This is a genomic window from Mucilaginibacter sp. P4_E8 (assembly GCF_056401495.1).
The window spans coordinates 1-10,982 of the sequence record NZ_JBFUJG010000151.1 but is presented as its reverse complement, the minus strand read 5'-3'; the positions used below and the strand labels follow the sequence as shown (position 1 = coordinate 10,982).

The window sequence follows — 10,982 nt, the reverse complement described above, 5'->3', positions numbered from 1 at the left end:
TATTAACTATACCCAGTTATCCAACTCGGTGGGTACCGGAGAACATGGGGAGCCAACAGGAGGCCCCTCTTATTCAACTTTTGCGGTTATTGGTACCGAAGATAATACTACGGTTGAAATAACACCAATGCAAACACTTCTTGATGGCAGAGCGGCAAATCGGCCTTTTACTATAACTTTAAAAAAAGGTGAAGTTTATCAGGGGCTTTCGGCATTTGACCTTACGGGTACCCGTATCCGCACCATTAGTAATGTTGCGGGTTCATGTAAAAAGGTAGCTGTTTTTTCGGGCAGTTCAAAAATTGCTATTGGTTGTAAAACAGAGAATTATTCGTCTGATAATCTTTTTCAACAGGTTTATCCAACTTCATCGTGGGGAAAAAGTTATATAACCGTTCCGTTAAAAGCGCGCAATTATGATGTTTTCAGGATCATACTGAGTGATCCTAATACAACCGTAAAATTAAACGGAACTAACCTTACTGCAGGTCAGTTTGCCGGGGGGCTTTATTATGAATTTAACTCCCAGGAGCCTAATACCATTACGGCTGATAAGCCCATACAGGTGGTTCAGTATGCGGTAACACAATTTAAATCAATTTTTTGTGGCGATATTAAGGGTGATGTTGGTGACCCCGAAATGATATACCTTAATCCATTGGAGCAAACACTTGATCATGTTACCCTAAACTCAACCAGTAACTACAATATTATTGATAATTACATCAATGTACTCATCAAAAAAAATGCTGTGCCCACATTTGCACTTGATGGCATTCCTTATACTAATTTTACAACGGTGCCAGGTAATCCGGTATATTCATATGCACAAATTAAAGTTGATGCAGGAGTACACCATATAAGCGCGGCAGATGGTTTTAATGCGATTGCCTATGGGTTTGGTAATGCCGAATCATACGGTTACGCAGCAGGCACCAATCTGAAAAACCTGAACGAGTTTATTGCCCTGGAGGATCCTGTAACTCATGCTACACAACCTAATGGTTGCAGCGAGGTAACTTATAAACTACAGCTCACCCTGCCTTTTAAAACCAATAATATTAAATGGGACTTTAAAGACGGAACCACTTTTACCGATGCTAACCCTGTTGTAAAATCAACCGTAATAAAGGATGGTAAAACCCTGTACATTTATGAATATGCTACCAGTAAATCTTATTCCTCTGGTGATTATAGCGTAGTTGCAACTATTTTTAACCCGGTAGCCGATGATTGCGGCTCATATGAGGACGTAGAACTCGATTTTAATATTTCAGATCCGCCTGTTGGTAAATTTTCGTTTACCGGTACCTGTATTGGTGATACTACTGTGTTTAAAGATATGTCAGAAACAAACGGCACAGACATAAAAACCTGGCTGTGGGACTTTGGCGACGGGCAAACATCAGTGGTACAAAACCCATCGCATACTTACGCTTTGCCAGGTGATTACAAAGTAAGGCTAACCATTATGAACCAAAATGACTGCAGTAATGTATCTGACCTTATTCCTGTGCATATAGGCAATAAGCCGGTAGCTGATTTTAGTTTTTCGGCACTTGATTGCCCTGCAATGGATATTACTTTCACAGATCACTCCATACCGGTTGACAAAGCAATAACCAAATGGCTTTGGGATTTTGGGGATGGCCAGGAAATCATAACAAAAACGGATAACGCCCCTTTTACACATTTGTATACCGCCGCCGGCTCCTATACTGTTAAATTAACTGTTGTGAATGCTAATGATTGTGCAAGTGAGGTGATGGCCAAAACTGTGGTGGTACATGAATTACCCCAGGCTGATTTTACTTTGCCCGATGCCTGCGTTAGTGATCAGGTGCAGTTTAATAATATGAGCTCGATTGCCGATCATACGGAGACCGACTTTACTTATAAATGGGATTTTGGCGACATGAATACATCTGCCGAAAAAAATCCAAAACATACATATGCCGCGGCGGGCAATTACCAGGTAACGCTAACTGTAACATCAAAATATGGCTGCACGAATGCAAAAACTCAAACATTTGGTGTTAATGGGGATGTTGTTAAAGCGGCTATAGAGGTGCTTAACCCTACCGATCTGTGCAGTAACAAGGAGGTGATTTTTGTAAACCATTCCACGGTTAATTCGGGTATAATAACCAGGATCGAAGTTATTTACGATGCCGCTGATCCTTCAACTTTAAAAGTATATGACCATCCAACCCCAGGGCAACAACTAAGTTATACCTATCCTCAATTTACGGATGGAACCCGTAATAAAAATGTAAAGATCATAGCTTATTCGGGAGGTGTATGTAATGATAATAATGATAACCTGCTGATTACTTTAAAAGCAGCGCCGGTTATCACATTTACCCAGGTGCCTTCCCTTTGTCCGGAAAGTGCGCCGGTGCAGTTGCAACCGTCCATTCAGGGGCCTGCTGGTTCCGGAGTGTTTTCAGGGCCGGGAGTAAGTGCAGGTGGATTGTTTAACCCGGCAGTGGCCGGCACCGGCACATTTGAGATAAACTATGTTTATACAGCTCAAAATGGCTGCGCCGATGTAGAAAAACAGCACATCACAGTTTATCCTTCGCCAACAGTATCAGCAGGTGATGATATTACCATGCTTGAAGGTACGCAGATAACTATTAAAGCAACAGCAAGCCCCGGCGTTACGTATAAGTGGTATCCATCAACAGGTTTGGATCATGATGATGTACTAAACCCGGTTGTAAGCCCAACAGAAAATACCACCTATCAATTGATAGTGACTTCGGGCGCCAATTGCATGGCTATGGATGAGATAAACATCAATGTATTGAAAAAAATAATTATACCAAATACATTTACACCCAATGGCGATGGTTATAATGACCAGTGGGAAATAAAATACTTAACAACATATCCAAATAATACGGTTGAGATATACAACAGATACGGAGAAAAGCTATATTCGTCAATTGGTTATAGCATGCCCTGGGATGGCAGATATAAAGGCACTAATGTTCCGGCAGGTACCTATTATTATATAATAAATCCAAAGAATGGCCGCAAGGCGATGTCAGGGAGTGTAACCATCATTAGATAAATAATGAAAAGAACCTTATATACAATTATTTTTTTTATTGCCTGTGTGCCATTAGTTAAAGCACAACAACGACCGCAATACACACAGTATATCTTTAATAATTACTTGTTAAACCCCGCGCTATCAGGTATTGAAAATTATACGGATGTTAAAGCCGGGTATCGCAGCCAGTGGACCGGCCTGGAAGGGGCGCCTGTAACTGGTTATTTATCAATAAACGCGCCTATAGGCAAAAATTTCATACAGGGCGATGCTACCGCTTTTCCGGCAAGCGGAGGGGTTAATCCATCAAGCAGGTTATATACGCAACAATACCAGGCAGCAGAGCCGCATCACGGTATTGGTTTAACCATCGTGTCTGATAAAACAGGGCCCATCACCCAAACCAATATTGATGCAACTTATGCTTATCACCTGGGTTTAACTGAAAGACTAAATCTGGCAGTTGGCGTATCTGCGGGTTTTAGCCATAACGTGCTTAACATGTCGCAAATTACTACCGCCGACCCTTCAGATCCGATATTTAACAATTTGGACAATAACCAGTGGAAACCAGATCTGGGAATAGGAATATGGGCCTATTCGTCAGATTATTTTATAGGTGTTTCGGCTCAGCAAATACTGCCTCAAAATCTGTATATAACCAGTAAAACAAATGCCTATCAAAATAAAACMGTACCGCATTATTTTTTAACCGGTGGGTTCAAGGTTTTTTTATCTGATGATGTTACCCTTATTCCATCAGTACTGTTTAAATATATAAAGCCGGTACCCACAACCTATGATATCAACATGAAGTTATCGTTCCAGGATAAACTTTGGATAGGCGGCTCGTACAGACATAATGACTCTTATGCCGCGCTGGTGGGTATTAACTTAAGTTCATTTGTAAATCTTGGCTATTCCTATGATTTTACCACTTCGGCACTAAATACAGTAAGTAATGGCACACATGAAATTGTTATAGGGATCTTACTCAACAACCGCTATAAAGTAAGCAGCGCACAGCATACGTTTTAGCCCCCCGGCCCCCTAAAGGGGGAGCTCTTGACTATTTTAAAGTAAATAGAAAATGCCCTGATTGAAAAATGAATCAGGGCATTTTCTATTTAATATTTTAAGGGATAAATAAGCTAATCAAGAGCTCCCCCTTTAGGGGGCTGGGGGGCTGGCTCTACAGCTCCCTTCTTAACCTTGCTACCGGAATATTCATCTGTTCGCGGTATTTGGCTACTGTGCGGCGGGCAATGTTATAGCCGGCATCTTTGAGTATGTCAGTCAGTTTTTCATCGGCTAAAGGGTGGCGTTTGTCCTCATTGCCTATATGTTCTTCCAGGATCTTTTTTACTTCTTTGTTTGATACCTCTTCGCCGCTTTCAGTTTGAATAGCTTCGGAGAAGAATGATTTTAGCAGGAAGGTGCCAAACTCAGTTTGTACATATTTGGAGTTGGCCACCCGCGATACGGTTGAAATATCCATGTTTATCCTGTCGGCAATATCCTTCAGAATCATAGGTTTCAGGTTTTTATCGTCGCCGGTTAAAAAAAACTCGTACTGGTACTGCATAATGGCATTCATGGTTTTTAGCAAAGTTTGCTGACGCTGTTTAATAGCATCAATAAACCACTTGGCCGAGTCGAGCTTTTGCTTTACAAACTGTACTGCCTCCTTTAGTTTTTTATCCTTTTGCGCTGCCTTATCATAATGCTGAAACATTTCCTGATAAGAGCGGCTTACCCTAAGCTCAGGCGCGTTTTTGGAGTTAAGTGTAAGTATCAGCGTACCATCGTTATTGGTGATATGAAAATCAGGTATCACCTGCATTTGTTTGGTATTTAGTTCATTCGAGTCGCCGGGCTTGGGATTGAGCTTTAAAATCTCGTTGATCACGCCACGCAGCTCATCCGAGCCCATGTTCAGTGATTTTTCAAGCTTATCATAATGCTTGCGGGTAAACTCGTCAAGGTATTGTTCAACAACAATAATGGCTTTTGCTATAATAGGGTCATTAGGATCTTTTTTACGAAGCTGTATCAGCAGGCATTCCTGCAGGCTGCGTGCGCCAACACCAGCGGGATCAAAGCCCTGTATCACTTTTAGCATATCCTCCACCTCTTCATCCTCGGCCATTACATTTTGCGAAAACGCAAGGTCGTCAGTTAATGACATAATAGGGCGGCGTAAATAGCCATCGTCATCCAAACTACCAATAATTTGCTTACCTATCCTAAAGTCCTTATCGCTTAGTGGCAACAGGTCAAGCTGTAGTTGTAAGCTTTCAAAAAACGAGCTTTGTACAGCAATGGGTATCTCTTTGCGTTCGTCTTCATCGTCGCCATTTTGATCGTAGCGCGATCCATAGTCGTTCACATTGTCTTCCTGTAGGTAGTCATCTATGTTAAATTCATCCATCTCGCCCTTTTCCTCATCACCGTTATAGGTGTCTTCATCCGGGTCACGGTCAGGATATTGTTCTTCAGGTTCATTTAAATTAGTCAGGCTCAGATCTTCAAGCGCAGGGTTTTCTTCCAGTTCTTCTTTTATCCTTGTATCAAGCGACACAGTAGGCACCTGCAGCAACTTTATAAATTGTATTTGCTGCGGTGAAAGTTTTTGTAAAAGTTTTTGTTGAAGATTCTGTTTAAGCATAATAAGATGTTGCCAAAAATACATCAATTACCATTAACTTTAAAATATCTTATGGCATGATGAACAATGGTATTAAATATCAAAAAAATAATTTGTTTGAAAGGCATTAAAATTTATTCGCTACATTAGATAAACTAAAGCCTATTTAATTAGTTATTCCAATAATCTAAAATCTATCATTATGGCAATTATTAAGGAATTTAAGGAGTTCGCCATGCGCGGCAACGTTGTTGACCTTGCAGTGGGTGTTATTATCGGGGCGGCCTTTGGTAAAATAGTTACCTCCCTGGTAAATGACGTTATCATGCCGCCCATTGGCTATTTAACCGGTGGCATTGACTTTAAAAACTTAAAGGTTCTGATAAAAGAAGGCGACCCGGCCAAAAAAATAGCTGATGTCTCTGTCAACTATGGAAATTTTATTAACACCGTAATCGAATTCCTGATTGTCGCTTTTTGTATTTTTATGGTTGTAAAAGCAATAAACTCGCTTAAAAAACCTGAAGAAGCTGCACCAGCTGCTGAACCTGTACCAACAAAAGAAGAAATTTTACTTACCGAAATTCGTGATCTATTAGCGAAAAAAGCCTAATAGATGAAAGATTTATAGATAAGGGACAAAAGACAAATAGTAATATTAGTATCCTTTGTCCTTTATCTGTCAGTCCTTATCCTTAATCAGCTTTGGATCTGTTAAAATAATATAATCGGCCAGTTGTTTAAACTTTGTCCAATCGGGGTTATCAAAGTTATAATCAGCGTAAGCTGCTATGGTTAGTACGCGCACATTTGGCGCGTATTTTTTTAGCTGGGCAACCACTCCCAATTTTTCCTCGCTATGAAAACCACCATTTAGCTGTAATATCTTGTAACCAGGATGACTTTTATAAAATTGCGCTATTGACCAGCCCATGGTAGCATCCCACAGATTTTGTGATTGATAGATCTGCATACCGGCCATAGCTTCGTGGCCACCCATTATTTTCACAAATTTATCATAATAAGCTCCTGTAGCAGTATCAATAGGTAGGGGGGCAAGATAGCTTTTGGCTTGTGCACTTAATGACTGTAAACTGCTCAATCCGTTACGGGTAACCATATTGGTATAACGCGAAGGAGCATTGGCAGCAATAACGGGTAACTGGTTAAGTTTGGCTAACTCAACCAACGGGCGGTAATCTTTATAGTTGGGCCAGGCACGCGCATCACTTATCAGGTTCTTTTCGCGAATAAGGCCACCTAAATATTCATTTAACACCAACTGGCAGTCGGTTTGAAACATCTCCATAGAGAGTGCTGTTTGGTGTGGATATTTTTCTGTTAAGCCTTTAAATAAAGCATATTCAAGATAGTGAGCAGTTGAATCATTGTGTTCCTCGCCAAAAAATACTACATCGGCTTTGGCGGTTTTATCAATAATATCGGCAATGGTTACCGGTTTTTGAGTTGCTGAACTGTATATTTTATAATGAGAAGCCTGCATATCCTGGCCAAAAGCAATTGATGATAAACATATTAAGAGCAGGATTGCTAATGATTTCATATTATGGTTTTAAAACGTTTAATTTACAGTAAGAAACACTGACGACCAAATAAGAAAAATAGTATTTGAAATGTTTCAAAATATTACTACATTTGCGCTCTTGTTTTTAAAACGACGAATAGAATAAAATAGCCATGAAAAGAACGTTTCAGCCTTCTCAAAGAAAAAGAAGAAATAAACACGGATTCCGTGAACGCATGTCAACTGCTAACGGTAGAAGAATATTAGCAGCCAGAAGAGCAAAAGGCAGAAAAAGATTATCAGTTTCTGACGAGGGTCGTCATAAAGCATAAACTTGGTTGCTTGGTCCTTTCATAGGGACATGGACCGTTTATCTGCTTTAATTCCGGTTCAAATATGGCAACTATGTATACTTTTAAAAAAGAAGAACGGTTATGTAATAAAAGGCTTATTGATAAGCTTTTTCATAACGGCTCTTCTTTTTTGTGTTATCCCTTCAAAGCTTCGTGGTTGTATCATACTGAGCCACAATCTTACCCTGCACAAATCTTGTTTTCGGTTTCAAAAAGACGGTATAAGCACGCTGTTGACCGAAATTTAATAAAAAGATGCATGCGCGAGTCATACAGACTGCACAAGCAACAAAATCTATATAATTTATTGCAGGCCGCCGATAAAACAATTGTGCTGTCGGTTGGGTATATTGGTAAGGAAATTGTTCCCTATAGCGTTATCGAAAAAAAAATGTTGAAGCTGTTGAGCCAGCTTGGAGAGCAATTGGTAACTACAAATAATATCCAGGCAAAATAAATATGAATGCTGTAATCAGGATATTGAAGGCGCTTATTGGAGCCATTTTTATATTGCTGATAAAAATATACCAATACTTTATTTCGCCACTTACCAGTGCTTCATGCAGATACACGCCAACATGTTCCCAATACGGTGTTGAGGCTATAAAAAAGCATGGAGCCTTCAAAGGCGGATGGTTAACTTTAAAACGGATTGCCAGCTGCCACCCCTKGGGTGGGCATGGCCATGATCCAGTTCCTTGAATTTTAAGTTCTGAGTCCTGAGTTCCGGGTAATAAGTCATAAGCGCCTAAAGTCAGAATTCATAACTCAAGACTCATAACTCAAGACTAAAAAAGATGAGTGTTATTTTACAAATTGAAACCGCAACCACTTCCTGTTCAGTAGCATTGGCCATTGATGGCAAAGTTTTGGCTTTTAAACAGGTGAATGAACGTAATATACATGCTGAGGTAATTACCTTATTTATTGATGAACTGATAAATACCGCGACCTTAACCTATAACGATCTTGATGCTATTGCAGTTAGCTGTGGCCCGGGCTCATATACGGGCTTGCGTATTGGTGTATCAACAGCCAAGGGTTTGTGTTTTGCTCTTAATAAGCCGCTTATAGCCATTGAAACGCTGGAAGCTATGGCATACGGCATAATAGGCGAAAAAATTATCGCCGTTGATAAAGACATTCTTTTATGCCCCATGATTGATGCTCGGCGCATGGAGGTTTACTGTGCCTTGTTTAATACTGGTGGCTTAAAAGTACGGGCTACTGCTGCGGATATTATTGATGAGCATAGTTTTAACGAGCATTTAAGCAACCATAAGATTTTATTTTTTGGCGATGGCGCCGATAAATGCGAGGCCGTTTTAGGAGCCAACAACAACGCCAAATTTTTACCGGGCTTTGTTAATTCGGCAACCTTTCTTACCCAGAAAGCAGCAGAAAAGTTCGATAAAAAGGAATTTGAGGATGTGGCGTATTTTGAACCTTATTATCTCAAGGATTTTATAGCCGGAAAGAAAGCTCTGTAATTATTGATTGGTTTTAAAGAGGCGCCCAAATAAGCGACCTAAAAATCCCTTTTCGCCCATAGGGATGGTGCTGGCATTCATTGGATGTTCAATTACGTGCCCAAACTTTAAAGTAAACCCTAAATAGAAATCGCCACCTGAGTAATTTCCTTCATGCATTATTTGGGTTGTGTTTTGTAAAGAGGCCAGTGCAAGTCTGCCTGTATTTATTAACCTGTCAGTACCTACAAAAAACTCAACATTGGGCGATTTGATCATAAATTGAGTACCAACGTTGAAAAATTTCATATCATCATAACTGGTTGTAAGGGTAGCTGTGCACAAGCCAAACTGAAAGTGGTTAACCAAAGCCCCTGTAAAACCTGTAAAAAATAATTCTTTCGAGGCAATGAGCGTTGGTGAATATTTTAATGTGTTATTATCGCCAAGCCAATAGCTTTTAGTAGCGCTCAATTCGGCACGGCCATTTATTGGTGTTGTGAATGATTGCATCACACCATTATTTTTTAATAATTTATGGGTCCTGTTGTAAATGGTATCCTCGCGATGTGCCGTTGATAAATCATTTAAAGGCTCGCTGTTGTCAAAATTGTAAATGTTTGACCGTTTGCTCCAGTGTATAAAACCAAGATCTTTTACGTTGGCTTGTATAGTTATATGATCATCCGTTTTGTACGATGCGCCTAAACTAATGGCAGCACCAGGGTTACGGAATGTTGGCAGGTAATCATGCGATGTCATAAGGCCGGGAATATAGCTATCATAATAACGGCCTTTGAGGGCCAGAATAGCTGTTGGCTTACTGGGGTCGGTCCTGTCAAAATTGATTTGTGATTCTGTAATATTGATTTTTTGATATTGTATCCCAAGTAAACCGCTTATTTTAAAACCCAGGGCAATTTTATTATTAATACGTTCGCGATATGAAAAACCTATCTGATGATAAGCCTGGTAGCTATAAGAATCATTAAATATATTACTATAAGTATTCCTGGGAAAATCTGAAGCGCCGTTTAACAAGGCAAGAGACTCGTCAGAAAAAAGGCCCCGGCTTTCAACCTTTGTCTGTGCCGAAAAACCCATCTCTACATCGCCATTTAAACTGGTAAACACCTTAAACATGATGGAATAGGCATTAATGTTTGCATTAAAATGATTGTATTTATTCTGACCAATTTTTAATTTTTCAGTATCATAATAAGCGTTATTTGAAAATAGCCGGCTTTTAACGCCCGGCTGCATATTTCCTGTTAAATAGGTATTAACATCAAAATTTGGTATCAGAAAATTAAATGCAAGCTGCCTGCTTGAATCGGGTATGAATGATCTTTGTGAAGGATTTTCAAAAGAATCAAAAAGAGTGCCTGTATTATACTGTGAAAATTGTTGCGCTGAAGCCGATAGGGAGAGGAGTATTAAGCAAAAAACAATTAAGATTTTATTCATACAATGTTCACCAGCCTTCAGTTTTTGTATCGGCCTTAAAGATAAGCTTCAAAATTGAATATTGATAAATAATTAAGGTTCAATATTACATTTTAACGTAATTGATGGTATATGGTTTTATAAATTAACTAATTATTTACAGCAGCGGTATCAACATTATTTAGGCGCATACAGAAATTGGTATAAAAGTTCCTGTCTGATGCAGCAAACTGGCATGCCGCTGCGTAAAAACTTTTCCAGCCGGGATTGTTTTTTTCAAAAGCCTCATAAAAAGGATCTTTCAAATCTCTTTTTAATATAGATTGTGAGTTTTTAAAGTTGATGAAAAAAGCCACATTGCTTCTTTCGGCCAGTAAATCATCAAACTGGTTATATTGCTCAATCTTACTTATAAATTTACGATTGATGTAAGTATCGGTATAGCTTACCAGTTCTGATGGGGTAGTGGCCAGCACAAGGT

General features: G+C 39.5%; 11 protein-coding genes. 7 read left to right on the top strand and 4 right to left on the bottom strand.

What is annotated here, in order from left to right:
- Together AC1DRQ_RS26605 and AC1DRQ_RS26600 are read left to right on the top strand one after the other, a co-directional pair.
- A partial coding sequence (locus AC1DRQ_RS26605) for a PKD domain-containing protein (protein ID WP_477428415.1) occupies positions 1–3,079 on the top strand: 3,079 nt, incomplete at its 5' end.
- Between the two features lie 3 nt (positions 3,080–3,082).
- Positions 3,083–4,099, top strand: coding sequence for a PorP/SprF family type IX secretion system membrane protein (locus AC1DRQ_RS26600; RefSeq protein WP_477428413.1), 1,017 nt, complete (start codon positions 3,083–3,085; stop codon positions 4,097–4,099).
- Between the two features lie 154 nt (positions 4,100–4,253).
- On the opposite strand, the gene rpoN is transcribed toward AC1DRQ_RS26600, so the two are convergent.
- The gene (gene rpoN / locus AC1DRQ_RS26595; RefSeq protein ID WP_429399385.1) at positions 4,254–5,729 is read right to left on the bottom strand and encodes an RNA polymerase factor sigma-54; all 1,476 of its coding nucleotides are present in this window, start codon (positions 5,727–5,729) and stop codon (positions 4,254–4,256) included.
- 181 nt (positions 5,730–5,910) lie between these two features.
- On the opposite strand from rpoN, the gene mscL reads away from it, so the two are divergent.
- On the top strand, positions 5,911–6,321 hold the full coding sequence (gene mscL / locus AC1DRQ_RS26590; RefSeq protein ID WP_477428410.1) for a large-conductance mechanosensitive channel protein MscL: 411 nt from the start codon (positions 5,911–5,913) through the stop codon (positions 6,319–6,321).
- A 69-nt stretch (positions 6,322–6,390) separates the two neighbouring features.
- On the opposite strand, the gene AC1DRQ_RS26585 is transcribed toward mscL, so the two are convergent.
- Positions 6,391–7,272, bottom strand: coding sequence for a ChaN family lipoprotein (locus AC1DRQ_RS26585; RefSeq protein WP_477428408.1), 882 nt, complete (start codon positions 7,270–7,272; stop codon positions 6,391–6,393).
- 134 nt (positions 7,273–7,406) lie between these two features.
- Here AC1DRQ_RS26585 and rpmH point away from each other — a divergent pair, with 134 nt between their 5' ends.
- The 4 genes from rpmH (at position 7,407) to tsaB (ending at position 9,076) form a co-directional block, all read left to right on the top strand.
- A complete protein-coding gene (gene rpmH, locus AC1DRQ_RS26580) occupies positions 7,407–7,565 on the top strand; it encodes a 50S ribosomal protein L34 (RefSeq protein ID WP_076375290.1) in 159 nt (52 codons plus the stop codon).
- A 64-nt stretch (positions 7,566–7,629) separates the two neighbouring features.
- Positions 7,630–8,043 (top strand): ribonuclease P protein component, encoded by a 414-nt coding sequence (gene rnpA / locus AC1DRQ_RS26575; RefSeq protein WP_477428406.1) that lies wholly within the window; start codon positions 7,630–7,632, stop codon positions 8,041–8,043.
- A 2-nt stretch (positions 8,044–8,045) separates the two neighbouring features.
- On the top strand, positions 8,046–8,288 hold the full coding sequence (gene yidD, locus AC1DRQ_RS26570) for a membrane protein insertion efficiency factor YidD (protein ID WP_477428404.1): 243 nt from the start codon (positions 8,046–8,048) through the stop codon (positions 8,286–8,288).
- A 95-nt stretch (positions 8,289–8,383) separates the two neighbouring features.
- The gene (gene tsaB, locus AC1DRQ_RS26565; protein ID WP_477428402.1) at positions 8,384–9,076 is read left to right on the top strand and encodes a tRNA (adenosine(37)-N6)-threonylcarbamoyltransferase complex dimerization subunit type 1 TsaB; all 693 of its coding nucleotides are present in this window, start codon (positions 8,384–8,386) and stop codon (positions 9,074–9,076) included.
- On the opposite strand, the gene AC1DRQ_RS26560 is transcribed toward tsaB, so the two are convergent.
- Positions 9,077–10,522, bottom strand: coding sequence for a DUF5723 family protein (locus AC1DRQ_RS26560; RefSeq protein WP_477428400.1), 1,446 nt, complete (start codon positions 10,520–10,522; stop codon positions 9,077–9,079). It abuts the gene before it with no gap.
- Between the two features lie 128 nt (positions 10,523–10,650).
- Positions 10,651–10,982 (bottom strand): hypothetical protein (locus tag AC1DRQ_RS26555; RefSeq protein ID WP_477428398.1); only part of this gene is annotated, 332 nt, incomplete at its 5' end.